Below are 17503 nucleotides of genomic sequence, written 5' to 3'. Positions count from 1 at the left end.
GTTACCGCAAATCCTCCGCCCGTGCGGGCAACTGGCGGATCAATCCCCAGACCGCCTCGGCCGCGGGCGACAGCGACCGGTCCCGGCGGCGCACCAGTTCCACCGTCCGCTCCGCGCGCGGCACCAGGGGTCGCGCCACGAGCGACGAATTCGCCGGCAGCGGCAATGACAGCCACGGCAGCACGGTCACGCCGATACCAGCCTCGACCAGCCCGAACACGGTCGCCGAATGACCAAGCTCCTGCGCGACGGTAGCGGTGACGTTGTGTTCGGCCATGACGGCATCGATGATCGGCCGGCTGCCCGACGCGTAGTCGAGCATCACGAGCCGTTCGCCCTCCAGATCCGTCCACGCGACCTGGCGCCGCGCAGCCAGCCGGTGATCGCTGCGCGACACGAGGCAGAACGAATCGGTCATCATCGGCTCGCACATAAGATCGTCCGTGGACAATGGCCCGATCACGACGCCGAAATCCACCTCGCCCGACTTCACCTTGCGCACCACGTCGCTCTGTACGTCGTCGCGCAGCCCCAGCGTGACGTACGGAAAATCCCGCCCGCAGCTCGCGATGATCTGCGGCATCAGCCGGCACGCCACCGTCGGGCTCGCCGCCACCACGACCCGCCCGCGCCGCTGCTGGCCGATCTCGCGGATCTCGCGCAGCGCGTCGTCCAGATCCGTGAGCAGCCGCGATACGCTCGCCACCAGATTGCCGCCGACGTCCGTGAGCTGGACTTCACGCGTCGTCCGGTCGATCAGCTTGAGACCGATTTCCCCCTCCAGTTCGCGCACACACCGGCTCACCGCCGACTGTGTCAGCCCGATCTCGTCGCCCGCCCGACTGAAGCTCTGCAGTCGCGCCACCTCGATAAACACGCGTAACTGACGCAGCGTCACATTCATCCATTCACCTCATCAATTGACGTCTTTCATGCGTATTGTATTGTTTCTGAACGCGCAAAGGCACAAATCACTATTCGCTGCAATGCAGCAATAAAGCGCAGACGCACGCTGGGCGGGCTTGATTGCACAAGATTGGTGATTGTCCCGATTTGCGGAATGGGTTTTTTGGATTCTTATACGCCCCTGGCTAGCGCCCGCGCTGGCCCGATGCCACAGGGTTCCTGAGCGTTTGTCGAGGCAATGGCACGCTTCATGCATTAGGGTGATCACTGGGTCGGCGCTCCTCGCCGCTGGATTGACGCTCAACACGCCGTGGCAAGCCCGACCCCGCCTGGCACCCGAATCTGGGTGCATGAAGAGTGCGCGGCGCGGGGCAGCGCACCGGAGTTAGCTTCGCTGAGGTGAAAATATGATGCTGTTCGACGATTTGAGAGACAACGAGTGGGCGCTGGTCGAGGCGTTGTTTTGTGCGGAGCCAGCACGAAGCGAACGACGCGGCCGTCCTCGCGTGGAAGCCCGCGCGGTTGTCAATGCCGTGCTGTGGGTGCTGTCGACCGGTGAAGGCTGGTCGAAACTGCCGGGCCGCTACCCGTCACCGCCCACGTGCCGCCGTCGTTTCGACGAGTGGCAAGCCGATGGTACGCTCGCCGAAATAGTCAAGCGACTGGGCACGAGCGGCCGCGAAATTTCGTTGCGCGGACGCATCGGCGCGACGGCAGCCAAGCCGCCCGCACCGCCGAGCCGCGACCGTCTGCGCGGCGCTTTCTGGACCAATCCGGAATCCTGGCGCGCACCGGTCAAGATGGCCTGACGCCACCCCCATGCCATTGGGCGCCTTTGGGCGCCCGATGCGCATCTGCGAGGTCTCGCGCATGGGTTCCGCTTCGTTCGCTGCGGGGGTGAAGGCGTTTTCTCCTGCTTCGCTTCTGTCCTGCCGACACCGGGAATAGCGTTTTCCAACGCAGGTTCCGCATCGCAATCCCTACGCGGTATTCAGCGGCTGGCGAAACATCTCTTTACCATTATTTACAGTGCGCTTTCGCTCCCAGGCATACCGTATGAGTATGCAAACAAGCCTGAACCAGGTGGCTTGACGGGAGCCCATCATGAAACCAGTGTCCCTGCTTCTGTACGGCATGGTGGTTTCATTACTTGCCGTACGCACGCTGGCCCAGGAACGACCGCAGATGTGGAACTGGCATCCGGAACGTTCTGCCAGCCTCAAAACCGGGCAGAACGACACGCCGGATCGCAGCTTCACACCGCCCACCCCACGTGGCAATCTACGCGGCGATATCGCGAGCAACGCGCGCGAGCGGCCAGACGTATCGCGCGACAACGATCAGCGCAGGCGTTAGCGCTTCTCCATCCAGCAGGCACGCAGGAAATTGCGGCTGTTTTACACAACCGGATGAAGATACGGGCGCGCGTTGGAAGGAAGCAGGTTCATAACCGTCAGGCGCCGCTACGATCCTGAGCGAACCATGCGAACAATGCCGGGAACCACTTCGAAATGAGCGCTGTCTCACCCACGCCATAAGTACAGCGTGGCAGAAGCAAATCCGGTAAGCCCGTATCTCGCGATATGGGCTTTTTTTTGCGAAAGGTGGTCTCGCCGACGCACGGCGCCGGTTCGCGCAGGGCCGAATCAGTAGCGGTTACGAACGCGCTTCGAGATCGACGACCGGGCTCGCTTCAGGTGTGATGACGATGTAGTCGTTCATCCGGTGGGCATGCCACTGCAGTGAGCGCTCGTCGCGTTCGAGTCGCGCGAACTCTGCCCTGCCCCGCTCGGTCAGCACCGCGATATCGACCGGGGCATGAAAGCCCGGCGCCGGCGCCACCGTGCGCTGTCGAACGGTCTCCATGAGACCTTGCGCGCGAAGATATTCGAAAACACCGGGTCGTCTGGCCCAGGGTACCTGGCGATATTGCGCCCGCCTTAGCGCTTCGAGTACCGCTTCGTTGGAATACGTGGTCATCTCACTTCTTTCTTAAAGTGCAGCCATGACACGACTTGCGCAACGCTTGTCACCGCGCCACTGGTGAGAGGCGAAGCACCGGATTCTCCCGATGTTCCGTTTGCCACCGGGTGCTGCCTGTTATATTCAGAACCCCCGTACGAACGCGTTGCCGACGTTCTATCCCCGTGCCGACGATGCGATCCGTACCGGTGCGATGGCAGGCGCGAAGATTGTCCCGAAAGTCATACGTTACCCCATTTAAATTGATTCTATTCACTTTATTGGCGCTTTTTTTTGCAGCTTTCCTGCTCTTGCGCCGGCAGCGTTCGATCATTTTCATTATCGCGCTTGCGCTCTTCTGGCTGCTCTCGTCCGGATGGCTGACGGCGCCGCTTCTCGCATGGGCCGAGCGCGGAGCAAGTCCGGTTGCACACGCAACTTTCTCCGGGCGCGCCGCGATCGTGCTGCTTGGCAGCGGCACCGAATACGACAGCAACGGCCGCCTGATGCCGAAGCACGACGCCATCGCACGCATCGAAAAAACCGCCGCGCTCTACGCCGACTGCACGCACGTCGCGACGCACTGCGATGTCATCGTAAGCGGAGGCAATCCACAGCGGCACGAAGCCGCCGAAGCCGATATCTATCTGCCCTGGCTCGTGGAACGCGGCGTCGCGCGCAGCGATATCGTGCTCGAAAACCGCAGCCTCACGACTTACGAAAATGCAAAGCTCGTCGTACCCATTCTGCAACGCGAACATTACGATTCGACGATACTCGTGACATCCGCGCATCAGATGCCACGCGCGTTGCTCGACTTCCACCGTTTCGGCAGTTTCCCGCAGCCAGTTATTTCCAATACGCGTCGCGCACACCCCGGCGTCCTGCCGCGCTACATCAACCTTGTCAACGCGGACATCGCGCTGCACGAACTAATCGGAATTGTACAATTTCACGTCTATCGTGCGATCGGCTGGTTCTGATCAGACCAGGGCACGCAGAATGCTGCTCGAATGGGCGGCCCATATGAGCACGCCCTGCGGACCGACGCATGCGAATCGCATCGATACTGCGCTGGCCACCCAGGACAAGGATCGGAGTCGAATGTAACTGAATGTAACGAACTGTCAATTCTGTTACGAGCGGTCCGCGATAACAGATATTGCTCGCTAGAATGCAGTGTCTTTCCGACTGGACAGGCTTTACTCGGGTCCATCAATCACTCTACGGAGGTAGCAATGAAAAAAGCGTCCCTGGCAGTCCTGGTTGCCCTTTCGGCGCTGACGACGGCGGCTTATGCGCAGTCCGGTAACGGCGTCACGATGAGCACCGATCCGGCAAAGGCAGCCGACGTCGAACAACGTGCGCAAGATTTGCAGGCAAAGCAGCAAGCCATGGAAAGCGCGCCGATGCCGGCTCACCACCATGGCAAGTCGATGAAGCACAAGAAGGCCCCGAAGGCCGAATAACGTCTGCTCCGGCGTCGCGGCAAGATCGTGCCGCATCAAGGAGAGAAAGCCGAAGCCGGCGTCATCGGCTTCGGCTTTTTTATTGCCGGCGTGTGGATGACGGTATGCTAAAGTCGCGCACCCACCCATCCCAACCCGTGCGCACCCTGGTGCGGAGGACAGTATGAGCAACATCGAGCTGGACATCGAATGGACCGAAGCAGCGTCCCGCAAGATTGAAAAACTGATGCCGCGTGGCAGCCAGGAAGCGTTTCTCGCGTTACCGCCGGTCGAATGCCTGCCCATGGAAGGCGATGTGCTCTTCCTCGGCCCGGCTGGCAAGCAGCAGCCGTTTATCGTCGCGGAGCGGCAGTACCATCACGAAGGCGACGCGGACTGGACGATCATCCTGATCCTCGACGTTCCGCAGGCCACGCACTAAGGCGCCGCTTTCAGCGAACACGTGCCTGACATCGACGACAGGCCAGAACAACGACGGCGGGCATATGCCCGCCGTCGGTCCATCCGGGGTCGCCTGATCCGTCACCGGCATGCAGCCAGATGCCTCCGGCCACGTCATCACGCGATCTTCGAGACGACGCGAATTTCGAAGAGTTCGACCCAGTCCACGGTCGCTGCCTTGTAGGCAGCGATATGCGCGGACTTTGCGTGCGCGGCGAGTGCGGCCTCGCTCTCCCAGCGCTCGACAAACACGAAGCGGCGCGGTTCCTTCACATCGCGATGCAGATCGTATTGCAGCGCACCTGGCTCCCTGCGCGTCGGCCCGACGATCCCCACCATTGCCTCGCGCAACTGTTCCTCGCAGCCCGGCTTCGCTACCGAGATTGCCACCACCGCCACTTCCGACATATCGCTCTCCATTCCAGAAAAGCAGCAGCATACCCGCGGCGTCGCCAACGCGCTGAACACCGGATTCTGTGGCCCGCCGAACACTCATCTGGCAAATGAACTGATAGACTCTTTTCGACCCCAGGTCTGCATGGCGTTCCACGCGAGATCGCTGGAGCATGCCTTCAGGCACAGGTTACGCAGCCGCGCGCAGGCGGGGCTTTCGCCGGCCGGTATCGAGAAAACGCGCGAAAATGCGCGGCCGGCAGCATGCCGAAGCACCTTGCCCATCACAAACCCGGATGTCCACCATCGACGAACTGACGCTTGGCCGCCTCTTGCCCCGCATCGTCCGGGCGGGGGACGGCTGGTCGGCCAACTGGCGTTCCATCACGCTGCACAGCGTGTTCCAGCCGGTGCTGTCGATCACGCATCAACGCATCGTCGGCTATGAGGCGCTGTTGCGCGCGACCGATTCGGCGGGCAACCCGGTCACACCCGAAGCACTCTTCTCACAGGCGCAGGTTCACGCCAACGCACCGATCCTCGACCGGCTCTCGCGCTGTCTGCACGTCGCGAATTTCGTCGAACAGAAAATCGATGCGTGCTGGCTGTTTCTGAACGCACTGCCGCAGGTTTTCGAAACGAAGTGGCCGCATCGCGCGTTTATCGACGAACTGTCCACTCATTTCGGCCTGCCTCTCGAGCGCATCGTGATCGAACTGCTGGAGCAGCCCGCCGGCGATGAAGAGGCCGTGGCGCGCACGCTCGCCGCTGCCAGGCCGCGCGACTTTCTGATCGCGATCGACGACTTCGGCACCGGCTTTTCGAACTTCGACCGCGTGTGGCGGCTGCGTCCGGATATCGTCAAGCTGGACCGCTCGCTGATCGCGCGCGCCGGCAAGCGTGACGGCGATGAATCGCTGATGATGCATCTGATCGCGATGCTGCATCAGGCCGGCACGCTCGTGCTCGCCGAAGGTGTCGAGACCGATGACGAGCTGATGATTCTCATGCAGGCCGACGTGGATTTCGTGCAGGGATACTGGTTCGGCAAGCCACAGGCGTCCGTGCGGGCGGCCGGTAACGGCGCACCGGAGCTGATCGATTCGATGTGGAGCAAATACGAGGCGTATGACCGCGCGAACAGGCGCCACCAGCAACTGGGTTTCGAGACCTATGCCGAAGCGGTGCGCGCGGGCGCGAGCGTGTATTCGGCGACGCGGAATCTCGCGCAGGCGGCGGAGCACGTTTTCACCGTGAGCGACGCACGACGCATCTTCGTCCTCAACTCGCATGGGCTGCAGGAACAGCCGTCCGTCACCGCGAAGGATCTCGCGCCGCCGCCAGATCGTCTTGCGCCGCTCTTTCCCGATACGCATAGCAACTGGTCACGGCGCGCGTATTTCCGTCACGCGCTGGCAACACCTGGGCGCGTCGCTCTGATGGGGCCACACTATTCGCTCACCGAGGGCGACGATTGCTATACCGCCGCCATCACCATCGATAGCGCCGATGGCAGCGAAGGCCCGGATGTATTCTGCGCGGATTTTCTGCCTGACCGATCCGGGAAATCGCGCGACACGACGCGCTGAGTTCGCCGGCGCGCGGACACCTCAGTCGTCGATGCGTGCGCGGCCTGCCTTGATTTCACCGCGTTTTGTTTTTCCATCGAGCCTGCGCCGGTTCGATGCGCGCGTCGGACGTGTCGCGACGCGCGCCTTGCGACTGACGCTGACACTTTCGATCAGCTGGTCGAGCCGTGCCAGCGCGGCTGCGCGATTCATCTCCTGCGTCCGGTGTTCCTGCGCCTTGATGATCACGACGCCGTCGCGCGTCAAACGATGATCCGACAGCGCGAGCAGGCGCATCTTGAGCACGTCCGGCAACGACGACGCCCGCACGTCGAAGCGCAGATGAATCGCGCTCGACACCTTGTTGACGTTCTGCCCGCCCGCTCCTTGCGCGCGAACGGCCGTCAGTTCGATTTCATTCAGTGGGACCGGGTAACGGGAAGTCATGGCTCGGATGGATTTCGATCAAATGCGAGGATAGCCTGGGCAGCCGTCGCCGTGCGCTTCGCACGAAGCCCCGGAGAATCGTGCACGTGAGGACCGCACCGCCAAAGCGATGGCACGGCGTCCTGTCGTATGCGCGGCACTTTACCCGCGTCGCGGACCGGGCGCATCGAATAAAAAACATTTGCCGGCAACCGGTGCGCTCACGATACTTGCGACACCTTGAGAGCTGACGGATCAGCATGAAAATACGCGCGAGCTTTTTGCTGGAACTGGTCGTGAACCTGGCGCTGCCGTGGCTTGCATATCGCCTCGCCGCGCCACATTGGGGAGAAACGGGCGGCCTCATCGCATCGGCGGTGCCGCCGGTGATCTGGAGCGTCGTCGAACTCGCGCGCTTTCGCCGCGTCGATGCGCTCAGCGTGCTGGTGCTGCTCGGCATCGTGCTGTCGATCGCGGCGATGGCGGCAGGCGGCAGTCCGCGCATGCTGTTGCTGCGGGAATCGCTGGTGTCGGGCGCGGTCGGCGTCGCGTTCCTGGTTTCGCTCGTGATGCGACGACCGCTCGTGTTCTATCTCGCCCGGGCGACCGTCGCGCGCGAAAAGGCGGACGGCGCCGCGCAGATCGACGCACTGTGGCACGCGCGCCCTGCTTTCGCATCCGCGCTTCGGCTGATGACGCTCGTGTGGGGCGCGGGACTGACGGTCGAAACCGCGCTGCGCGCCTTCATGGCGATGACGTGGCCCGTCGAGCGCTTTCTGGTCGTGTCGCCGTTTGTGAGTTACGGCATCTACGGCACGTTGCTGCTGTGGACGTTGTGGTACCGGAAAAGTCTTCGCCAGCGCGCTTCGGAGACGGGCGACGCCACGGGCGGTTTTGCTGAATAGGGTGTTCTCAGGTATCGCCCCGGTCAGCGAGTGTACGTGTGGAACGGCCCCGCTCACGACATAGCCTGTGCCGAGGCGATCCGGCGAAGCATGCCGCATGCAGTGGCGCCCGCTGGCACGGATCGAGATGCGCCGCGGCGCGGCCAGTCACGCGTCACGACTCGCGCGCCATTGCCTCCTCGATACGTGCAGCGAGACCGGAGTCGCGCTGCGTTGGCGCGGCGATCGCCTGCGCCAGTATCGCGCGTGAGCCGATCACTTCCACCCGCTCACGCGCGCGCGTGATCGCCGTATAAACGAGCTCCCTCGACAGCACGCGGCTAAACGCCGTCGGCAGCACGAGCGCGGCGTGCTCGAACTCCGACCCCTGTGACTTGTGGACCGTGAGCGCGAAGGCCGTATCGTGAGGCGGTAACGCCGCCGGTGACACGGCGCGCGAACTGCCGTCGCCCGTCCAGAAGTACACGCGCAGCGCGCCATCCGCGCCTGGCAGCGCAATACCGATGTCGCCGTTGAAAAGGCCAAGCGCGTAATCGTTGCGCGTGACCATCACCGGCCTGCCCGCGAACCAGCCGGCGCCGACAGTCAAAGGAATACGCGCCATACGACGCACCTGAGCCGCCATCAGCGTGTTGACCTGCTCGACGCCGCGAAGTCCCGAACGCGTCGCGCACAGAATGCGAAAGCGATTCAGCGCCTCGAAGAGCGGTGCGGGATCTGGCGCGCGGGAAGCAAGCGCATTCGCGAGCGCTTCGGCATACGGCGCGAAACCGGCCGCGAGTCGCGCGACGGTGCGCTCGCTCAAGGCAGGCGACGCGTCTTCGTGGAGCGCGGCCGCGCACGGCGCGTCAGGGTTCGGTGTGAGCGTGTCGAGCACGGCCTGTGGATCGCCGCCTCGAATCGCGAGCGACAGGCGGCCGATCGCCGAATCCAGACGAAACCGGTAGTTGCGCTCGAGCCAGACGACGGCGTCGGCGAGCGGCCCTCCGGTTGGCGCGGGCGCAGGGTGGGTGGCGCGACCGTCCTCGTATGCAGTCATGCCGGACCGGTCGTCTTCGAATAGTGCTGATGTCGATCCTTCTGCGTTCGACGCCTTCAGCACCGCCGACGGCACCAACGAGAAAGCCGCGCCGGACGCCGTCCCCGGTAGAGCCGCGGTGAGTTGCGCGATGCCGATATCCAGCGCCGCCGCGACGCGAGCGATTCCGTCGGCGCTGAACACCGGACGCGCGCTGAGTTCGGCGAACACGGCGCCTGCCTCGACCGCCGCGAGTTGATCCTTGTCGCCCAGCATCACGAGACGCGTCCGTGGCGCAATCGCGTCGAGCAGATGCGCGGCCATCGCGACGTCGATCATCGATGCTTCATCGATCACGATCACGTCGAACGGCAGCGGATTGTCGCGATGATGTCTGAAGCGGCCGCCCGGCCCGCCGCCGAGCAGCCGATGCAGCGTACTGGACGTCTGCGGCAGCCGCACGGCGATCTCTGGCGGCAGGTCGCCAGCGCGGGCGAGCAGCGCTTCCTGCATGCGCTGCGCGGCTTTGCCGGTAGGCGCGGCGAGCGCGATACGCAAATCGGGCGCCGCGTCGAGAAGACACGCAAGGACGCCCACGACGGTCGTCGTCTTGCCCGTACCGGGGCCACCGCTCACGATCGTGAGACGACCCGACAACGCCATGACCGCGGCGACGCGCTGCCAGTCGAGTTCGTCATCGCGCGGCGGACCAAAGTAGCGCAGCAGCCGCGCGCGGAGCGCGTCCGCGTCTTGCGCCACGTCGTGCATCGCCGACGCGGATGGCCCGTCGTCGCGCCCCGCATGCGCGACAAGCGCGCGTGCAAGCTGCCGCTCGTGCTCGTAGTAACGGGCGAGAAATACACGGCCCTGCGCGTCGACGACGAGCGGCCGCAGCGCCGCCGCTTCCGCCGAGCCGTCACAGGCGATTCCGCTTGCCGCCAGCGCCGCGCGCACATCCGCTTCCGGCGTTTCATAGCGCGCGGCAAGTACATCGAGCGGCACGCAGACGTGTCCCTCAGACGTTGCGCGACTGACGGCAAACGCCGCCCGCTGCGCCCAGCGCACACTGGCCGCGTTGCCGCCGAGCCGGCGCGCCAGCACGCCGAGCCGCCGCGCGAAACCTTCGGCGAGTGCCGTGCTGAAATCTGCCGGCGTCGGCAGCGTGACCTCGATATCGAGCGGCGGCGGTTCGAATGCGCTCATGGCGCGCCTCCGTCCATCAGGGCATCGAGCGCAAAGACAAGTTGCGCCGATGGCGTGCGCACGTGTACACCGGCGGCACCACCGCCATTACGCCACTGAGGCCGCACGCCCCGCACGAAGAGATACAGGTAGCCCCCGATATGCGTGTCGTATGCATAGTCGCGCACGCGTGTGCGCAGATAGCGATGCAACGCAACCGTATAGAGCAGCGCCTGAAGGTGATACGCGTGGTCCGCCATCGCCACATTCAGCGAAGCCGCATCGTAATCATCCGGCGTATCGCCCAGGTGATTCGATTTCCAGTCGACGATCCAGTAGCGGCCATCGTGCTCGACGATCATGTCGATAAATCCTTTGACGAAACCGCGCAATGCGCCCATTTCCAGCGCGACGTCCGGATAGCCGTGCGACACCAGCAGTGCACGCAGCGCGGAAAAATCCAGCGCGTGCGCGGGAAACAGGAACTCGAGCTCGTTCAGCCGACGCTGCGGGTCCAACGCAGCGAGCGTCATGCCGGGCACGAGTTCGGTCGCGACGATGTCCGTCAGCAGCGCGTGCATCATCGAAGGCATCTGGCGCGCCAGTTCCGGCAGCGCGGGCGCAGGCCGCTCGCGCAACGCGCGTTCGATCGCGGTGGGCCAGGTTGCGGGATCGGAGAAATCGGCCAGTTCGAACATCAGGTGCAAACACTCGCCGGCGGCGGCTCCACGAGGAAAGCCGAGGATGTCGTCCGGCCCATGCACCGGGCGCTGGGCGATAACCGGCGCGGCGCTCACGCCCGCCGCCACATCGACGACCTCATCGTGATCGGGACGCGCTTCCCCAGTCGGTGTAAAGGCCTCTTCAGTACGCGCGCCCGCCGCGACGAGCCCACTGAAGCTGGCAATGCGCCATTGATCGCGCAACAGCCGGCGGTTCGTGCGCGACCGCATGTTCGCGCTGTCGCCCTGCTGGCGTTCGAGTGGCACGCGACGCGTCAGCGCCGGCAACGGTTCGACCGAAACCGGTCCGCCGGAGAGTGCCTGCCAGCGCGCCTGCAGCACGCCTTCATCGGGCGGGTCAGCGAGCCAGCCGTCGAACGTGTAGCCCTCGCCCGCCACCAGCCAGTTCAGCACGCTACGGCGCGACTCCCTGGTCGCACGCGACGCCAGATAGACGCCACCGACGAGATAGCAGCGATACACCGCGCGCGTGAGTGCCACGTACACGAGCCGCGCCCGCTCGGCCGCCTGTTCACGCGTGGCAGAACGCTGCGCGCGCTCCGCTTCATCGTCGTCGCAACCGTAATGCAGCACGGCGGCGCCTTCGTCATCGTGATACTCACGCGCGTCCGGCAGACCCGAGGAAGGCGGCTCGCGCAACTTGCCATCATTGAGAAACGGGCAGAATACGACCGCGTATTCGAGACCCTTCGACTTGTGCACCGTGACGATCTGCACGAGATTGCGGTCGGATTCGAGACGCAGCTGCGCCTCTTCGCCGCCGCCCTGCGTGCGTTGAGCGGCAAGCCAGCGCAGCGTCGGCGCGATGCCCGGCTGCGTCGCCGCGCGCGCCTGCACGAGTTCGGCGAGATGGTTGATATCGGTCAGACGGCGCTCGCCATCCACGCCTGTCACCAGCCGCTGCGCGACGCGAAGCTCGCGCATCAGCGTGCGCCACATCACCGCGAAGCCGCGTTCGTGCCAGAGCGTCCGGTAGCGGGAAAAACGCTCGACCCAGCTCATCGCATCGGCCGCATGCGCGGGGTCGTCCAACGCCTGAGGCGCTTCCGCGATCTGTTCGAGACGCCACAACGCCGCGGCGTCGAGCCCGAACCAGTCGGTGGCGAGCGCGGCCCGCAGCCGGCGCAGATCCCCTGGCGTGTCGACTGCCGCCAGCACGCGCCCGATCTGCCCGGCATCCAGCGTCGAGAATACCGACGCCTGGGCCAGTTCGACGCTGCCGACACCCCACGCCGCCAGCGACCGTTTGACGAGACTCCCCTGCCGGTGCGTCTGCACGAGCACGGCAATGCTGGCCGGCGCAAGCGGCACGCCACCGATCGATACAAAGCCTTCGCGCGCGCCGCGCAGCAGACGCACGATCTCCGCCGCGCACGCCTCGCTCGCCTGATACTGTGCCTGGCGCTTGTTCAACGCAGCTTCGCCTTGCGGCAGCATCCACACACGGAAGTCCGCTCCCGCGCCGTGACGGTCGACGAACGGCGGACGTTGCCGCTCGCCCGCGCGCACCGGATGGTAGTCGAGCCCTTCCAGCACGAACCCTCGTGGATTCGCCGCGAAAATCCGGTTGCAGGCCTCGACGATGGGCGGCGTCGAACGCTGGTTGACGGCGAGCGTATAGCGGGCGGACGCGGCATCGCGCGCCGCCAGATACGTGTGCAGATCGGCCGCGCGGAAGCTGTAGATCGCCTGCTTCGGATCGCCGACGAGAAAAAGCGGCCCCGCCGGCGCGAAAATGCGATCGAAGATCGCGAACTGCAGCGGGTCCGTGTCCTGAAACTCGTCGATCAACGCGGCCGGATAGCGGGCACGCAACGCGTCGGCCAGCCACGGATGCGATGCGAGCGCGCAATACAGGTTCGACAGGAGATCGTCGAACGACACCACCCGGCGCGTGCGCTTGCGCGCGCTCAACTCAACCGGCGCGGTGTCGAGCCACGTCTGGACGAGCGTGAGCCAGCGCACCCGCTGCATCGCCTCCGATGCGACGACCGCAGCCGCAAGCTCTTCAGCCAGCGCGAAGAACGGATGCTCCGGCGGCTCGAATTTGACCTTCGTCGCCTTCTTCAGTGCGGATGCGGTCAGCTTCAGCGCGGCTTTGGGCGGCGCCTCGTGAGGATCGCCGCCGGCGAAGTATTCAGTCCACGCGGAGATCGCGACGCTCACCTGCTCGGGCTTGTGCGTTGTCCGGCTCAGACGCTCCTGCGCCGTGGCCAGCAATCCGGCGACTGCCTCACGCTGCGCGCGCCAGAGTTCGTGCGCGTTGTCGAAGCGCGCCTGCATGGCATGCGCGCCGGACGCCCCGGATGCATCCGACGCATCAGCGAGGTCGAGACCGCTCCAGCGCAACTGGGCAAGCGGCTTCTTGAGACGCCGCGCGAGTTGCTCGTCGAGCGACGCGGGCCCCGCATGCCTTGCCACGAGCCAGGACGCGAACGCGGGATGCAAAGCCGCGAGCGGCTCGACACGCTGACGCCAGAAACCGGCGGCGAGTTCGAAGCGCAATGCGGCGTCATCGGCTTCCATATCGAAGGCAAACGGCATGGCCGCGGCGAACGGTGCTTCCTGCAGCGCACGCTGACAGAACGCGTGAATCGTATGAATGGCTGCCTGATCGAACGTGCGCAACGCGCGACGCACGATCTTCGCCGCGTCGGCAAGGTCGATACCATTTTCCGGTGCGAGCGTGGTCTCGAACAGCCGCGCGATAAACGGGTCGCCGCTGTCATCACCGGTTTCGATTGCGCGGTCCAGCTCGGCGAGCCGTCCGCGAATGCGTTCGTGCAATTCAGCTGTCGCCGCCTTCGTGAAGGTGACCACGAGAATCTGGTCGGCGTTCAGCTTCTTTTCGAGCAGCAACCGCACGTACAGCGCGCAGATATTCCAGGTCTTGCCAGTTCCCGCCGAAGCCTCGATCTGGTTCACGCCGTCGAGCGCGCACGCGAAAACATCGAGCTCCTGCGTCGCGGTTTCATGCACCCATGACGCGCCGCTCATGATCCGCTCCGCAGGTGCTGGACAAGCGGTTTGAAAACAATCGCGGCGAGCGTGCCGAACGGCTCGTCGAGCGTCAGCGGTATGCCGCGCAACGCGACCCGCAACGCCGCATCTTCGGATTCGCCACGCACGCGGTCGTTGATCCACGCGCCCTGGGCAGCCGACTCGCCGTTGCTGATCCTGGCCCACGCGCTCTTCGGAAAGAAGCGCAACGGCAACATGCGCCCGGCCCGATACAGCGCGGCGAGCGGCGCGAGTTCGTCGAGCGGTGACTCGACGGGCGCGAGTTCGAAAGTCTCGCCGCTGCCATGCCACACGGTGCGCCGTGGGCCGGACGGGTATGCCGCGCAGTAGACAAGATGCGCAAGCCACGCCGACAGATAATCGCGCGCCGAAGGGCGTGCATATCGAAACAGGACCTGACCGGCCTCCGTGAGCAGGTTGAGCGTGCCATGCAGCTGGAATGGCGATTCAAGCGCTGCCTGCCGAAGCATCGTGTCGTGCTCGCCGAACAATGTGACGTCGCCGGTGTCGGGCCAGACCGGGACGATATCGAGCGCAAAAGGCAAACGCTCGACACCCGTGGCGAGCTCACTTCGCACGCGCTCCGCCAGATGGCACAGCGCGCCAAGCTCGCGCGCGCGCCACACGGCGCCCGTCGCACCACCGGGCAACTCCGGGCTCGCTTCCGCCACGCGACGCGCCCGCGCAAACGCATCGCCGCCTTCATCGCGTTCGAGCAGCCCGGGGAGCAACCGGTCAGCCAGCGTGTCGCGGCCCGCATAGTCGAGTTCGAACGGCTCGACATCGAGCAGTTCTCCCTGCGCATCCGACAGCACAATGCCAAGCCGGTCGCGCAGGATCGCGCGCGCGGGATGACGCCAGAAGTGCAGAAAACCGTCGAACGCAACGGGCGCTGCCGCCTCGACTGGCAACGGTTGTGCGAAGAACGGCGCGACGGCTACCTGCGACGGTGCGGTCAGCAAACCAGCAAGCTCCGCGCGGTCCGCGTCGTACGTAAAAAGACCGTTGTTCGACTCGAAGTAATCCGATGCGAAGGGCTGCAGCGGATGCTCGACGATGAATGCGCGCCGCGCAAGATCCATTTCGGCCGGCGTTGCATCCGGCTCCGACGAGGCACGCGCAAGGTGATCGAGCAATTCATCGACCAGCGCGGCCGGCGGTAACGGCGCATTGTCGCGAATGCTGCGCCCTGTATAGCCGATCAGCAGACGGTCGCGCGCGGCCAGTACGAGATCGAGGAACAGGTTGCGTTCGTCATCGCGCCGCTGGCGGTCCCCGGCCTTGCCGAACGCCGCCATCAGATCGAACTCATCGGCGCGGGCGAGGCTTGGCAGCACACCGTCGTCCATGCCGAGCAGACACACGATGCGATACGGCAAACCGCGCAGGCTTGTTAGCGACGAAAACGTCACGCTGCCCCACGGCACACCGCCGCGTGCGGGATCGTCGAGCGCTTCGGCAAACGCGGTGCGCACCACCGCTGCCGGCAACGTCAGATGTTCAGCACCGGCATGCATCGCGGCGCCCATTGCATCGAGCGCGTCGCGCACGTCCGAGAGCGCATCGGCAAACAGCACGCCGCCGTCGAAGCACTGACCGAGCGTTTCGAGCAGCAACCCGGTCCATCCGGCCGGCGTGTGCTCCGTCTCGCAAATGCGCGCAAACGCGTCGATATCGTCGACGAAGCGCGCGAGCCGCCCCAGCAGTTCGGCATCGGAACCGTCAGCGCCTTCGACGGGAAGCCAGACATCGACGGGGTCGCCGCCATCGGGCATCGCGTAGCCGAGAAAGAGGCGCGTCAGCGCGTCCGAAAACGTATGGCGGGCAACGGGCACCGTTGCGTCGTCCGGCTCGACCGGGGCGAGCCCGCGACGCGCACCAGCAGCCGCCAGCCATTCCTGCGCGGCTTCGAGCGCGACTGCGTCGATGCCGTAGCGCGCGCCGATCGCATCGACGCGCAACCATTCGACCAGTTCCGGTGCGCCCACGCTGCGCTCCGGCAACGCCAGCCAGTCGAGCAGTACACGTGCGACAGGATTGGCCTGCGAAGGCGGCAAGCCCGTGATGCGATACGGAATACGCCGTGTGTCCCCAGGCGGCGCCGTGCCGAACACCGCGTCGATCAGCGGACCGGCGGCCCCGAGATCGGGAAACGCGACGAGCACGTCCGACGGTTGCAGGTCGTCGAACTCGTCGAACCAGCCAAGCAGACGGTCGTGCAGCACTTCGAGCTGGCGCGACAGGCTGTGACACACGTGGACCTCGATGCCATTCACGGCGGGCCGCTCGCCGTTGGCTTCGTCGCGCAGATCGAGAATCGCGTTCTGCACGCTGGCAAGCCAGCTCGAACCGGAATTTTCGACGAAGTGCGACACTTCGCTCGACGCAGCGCTCTCCGTCAGCTCGTGCAGCATGTGCAGTTGCGCCTGGGTCTGTCTGCCCCACTCCGCGAGCAGCGGATGCCCCACCTCCTGGAAGTCGAGCTGATCCTTCGCGTCGAGCGATTCGATACGGCCTTCGCTGACGATATCGAACCAGTACTCGCGGCACGGATTCATCACGTACAAACGCACGTCGACCCAGCGCGACAGTTCACGCAGCAGCGCGACGTGCAGCGGCGGCATGGTCGGCAGCGCGAACACACTCACCGACTCCGGCCATCGCGCCCGCGCGACGGCATCGAGATCGAGCGCGCGCACCTGATCGAGAAAGCGGTAGGCCGGTGGCGCCGCATCGGCTGGCGACGGCACGTTGCCCGCGACTTCCATCGAAAGCGCGCGCCAGAGCGCGGCCTGCCAGCGTTCGTCCTCGCGGAGGGCCCCGGTGCCACCCGTGAGCCGCGGGCCGCGATCCTGTGCGGACCCCGGCGCACCCGCGAAGATCGAGCCGCCCGCCTGCCATTGCGTCAGCCACTCGGGCCGGTACGTCAGGTAATGATCCAGCACCGTTGCGATGCGCCGTGCGAGTTCGTAGCGCATCGGTGCATCCGCGGCGTCGAGATAGCTGCGCAGACGCGGCGACGCGTTCCACGGCGCGCCATCGCCTTCGCCCGCCGGTTCGCCCAGCAGACGGTAGCAACGCCACACGAGCCGGTCGGGCGCGAAAGGCGAATGAACCGGCACGGGAATCACGCCGTCGATACGCGCCCATAGCCATTGCGCGAGATAGCCAAAGTTGATGTTCGCGCAGACGCCATGCCGCTCCGCGATATCGATTTCGAGCTGGCGGCGCACCGCGGCGCTCGGCACGATGACGGACTGCCCCGCCCATGGATCGGACGGCGCGGCCAACAGGTCATCGAGCAACGCGGCTGCGAGCGTCTCGTAACGGTTCGAATAGAAGAGCTGGAGCATGGGACCCGGGAAAGCGGCACCGCGACCCTGACAGGACACGGCGACAGACATTGAGGCGACAGCATAACAAAGGCGTGGATCGCGTAGAACCTGGCCGGATGGATGAGGTCAGAGCA

13 protein-coding genes and 1 pseudogene are annotated in these 17503 nt (G+C 65.1%); 7 read left to right on the top strand and 7 right to left on the bottom strand.

Going from position 1 to position 17503, the window contains the following annotated elements:
* Nucleotide 1 precedes the first annotated feature (1 nt).
* Entirely contained in the window at nucleotides 2-904 is a 903-nt protein-coding gene (locus LPA34_RS23335) for a LysR family transcriptional regulator (RefSeq protein WP_228982722.1), read from the bottom strand.
* A gap of 412 nt (nucleotides 905-1316) precedes the next feature.
* Here LPA34_RS23335 and LPA34_RS23330 point away from each other — a divergent pair.
* Both LPA34_RS23330 and LPA34_RS23325 read left to right on the top strand, forming a co-directional pair.
* A pseudogene (locus LPA34_RS23330) lies at nucleotides 1317-1712 on the top strand (transposase); the annotation flags it as partial.
* Between the two features lie 298 nt (nucleotides 1713-2010).
* A complete protein-coding gene (locus LPA34_RS23325; RefSeq protein ID WP_228982721.1) occupies nucleotides 2011-2262 on the top strand; it encodes a hypothetical protein in 252 nt (83 codons plus the stop codon).
* Nucleotides 2263-2562: 300 nt separating this feature from the next.
* On the opposite strand, the gene LPA34_RS23320 is transcribed toward LPA34_RS23325, so the two are convergent.
* Nucleotides 2563-2886 carry a hypothetical protein gene (locus LPA34_RS23320; protein WP_228982720.1) on the bottom strand — a complete coding sequence of 108 codons (324 nt, stop codon included), beginning with the start codon at nucleotides 2884-2886 and terminating at the stop codon, nucleotides 2563-2565.
* A gap of 245 nt (nucleotides 2887-3131) precedes the next feature.
* Here LPA34_RS23320 and LPA34_RS23315 point away from each other — a divergent pair, with 245 nt between their 5' ends.
* The 3 genes from LPA34_RS23315 to LPA34_RS23305 all read left to right on the top strand — a co-directional run bounded on the left by LPA34_RS23315 (nucleotide 3132) and on the right by LPA34_RS23305 (nucleotide 4758).
* Nucleotides 3132-3851 carry a YdcF family protein gene (locus tag LPA34_RS23315; RefSeq protein ID WP_228982719.1) on the top strand — a complete coding sequence of 240 codons (720 nt, stop codon included), beginning with the start codon at nucleotides 3132-3134 and terminating at the stop codon, nucleotides 3849-3851.
* 255 nt (nucleotides 3852-4106) lie between these two features.
* On the top strand, nucleotides 4107-4337 hold the full coding sequence (locus LPA34_RS23310; RefSeq protein WP_228982717.1) for a hypothetical protein: 231 nt from the start codon (nucleotides 4107-4109) through the stop codon (nucleotides 4335-4337).
* A 163-nt stretch (nucleotides 4338-4500) separates the two neighbouring features.
* Nucleotides 4501-4758 carry a DNA-binding protein gene (locus tag LPA34_RS23305; RefSeq protein WP_228982715.1) on the top strand — a complete coding sequence of 86 codons (258 nt, stop codon included), beginning with the start codon at nucleotides 4501-4503 and terminating at the stop codon, nucleotides 4756-4758.
* Between the two features lie 137 nt (nucleotides 4759-4895).
* Here LPA34_RS23305 and LPA34_RS23300 read toward each other — a convergent pair whose 3' ends face one another.
* On the bottom strand, nucleotides 4896-5186 hold the full coding sequence (locus tag LPA34_RS23300) for a putative quinol monooxygenase (protein ID WP_228982714.1): 291 nt from the start codon (nucleotides 5184-5186) through the stop codon (nucleotides 4896-4898).
* A 281-nt stretch (nucleotides 5187-5467) separates the two neighbouring features.
* Between LPA34_RS23300 and LPA34_RS23295 the strand changes: the two genes are divergently transcribed.
* Nucleotides 5468-6760, top strand: a complete 1293-nt coding sequence (locus LPA34_RS23295; RefSeq protein WP_228982713.1) for an EAL domain-containing protein — start codon at nucleotides 5468-5470, stop codon at nucleotides 6758-6760.
* A 21-nt stretch (nucleotides 6761-6781) separates the two neighbouring features.
* Here LPA34_RS23295 and arfB read toward each other — a convergent pair whose 3' ends face one another.
* The gene (gene arfB, locus LPA34_RS23290) at nucleotides 6782-7186 is read right to left on the bottom strand and encodes an alternative ribosome rescue aminoacyl-tRNA hydrolase ArfB (RefSeq protein WP_228982708.1); all 405 of its coding nucleotides are present in this window, start codon (nucleotides 7184-7186) and stop codon (nucleotides 6782-6784) included.
* Nucleotides 7187-7425: 239 nt separating this feature from the next.
* Here arfB and LPA34_RS23285 point away from each other — a divergent pair, with 239 nt between their 5' ends.
* Complete coding sequence (locus tag LPA34_RS23285) at nucleotides 7426-8070, top strand: VC0807 family protein (RefSeq protein ID WP_228982707.1); 645 nt, start codon at nucleotides 7426-7428, stop codon at nucleotides 8068-8070.
* A 154-nt stretch (nucleotides 8071-8224) separates the two neighbouring features.
* Here the strand turns inward: LPA34_RS23285 and LPA34_RS23280 are convergent, their stop codons facing one another.
* The 3 genes from LPA34_RS23280 to recC are packed head-to-tail and all read right to left on the bottom strand — an operon-like array spanning nucleotide 8225 to nucleotide 17387.
* A complete protein-coding gene (locus LPA34_RS23280) occupies nucleotides 8225-10291 on the bottom strand; it encodes an AAA family ATPase (protein WP_228982701.1) in 2067 nt (688 codons plus the stop codon).
* Nucleotides 10288-14010: an exodeoxyribonuclease V subunit beta gene (gene recB, locus LPA34_RS23275; RefSeq protein WP_228982698.1), complete on the bottom strand. Its 3723-nt coding sequence runs from the start codon at nucleotides 14008-14010 to the stop codon at nucleotides 10288-10290. The genes LPA34_RS23280 and recB overlap by 4 nt, the downstream gene beginning before the upstream one ends.
* The gene (recC, locus tag LPA34_RS23270; protein ID WP_228982695.1) at nucleotides 14007-17387 is read right to left on the bottom strand and encodes an exodeoxyribonuclease V subunit gamma; all 3381 of its coding nucleotides are present in this window, start codon (nucleotides 17385-17387) and stop codon (nucleotides 14007-14009) included. Before recC ends, recB begins: the two co-directional genes overlap by 4 nt.
* Nucleotides 17388-17503 lie beyond the last annotated feature (116 nt).

Origin of the sequence: Paraburkholderia gardini, assembly GCF_907164575.1 — a bacterium.
Lineage (GTDB): Bacteria > Pseudomonadota > Gammaproteobacteria > Burkholderiales > Burkholderiaceae > Paraburkholderia > Paraburkholderia gardini.
Note: the sequence above shows the minus strand (reverse complement) of the source record. Positions and strands in the feature narration are given on the sequence as shown.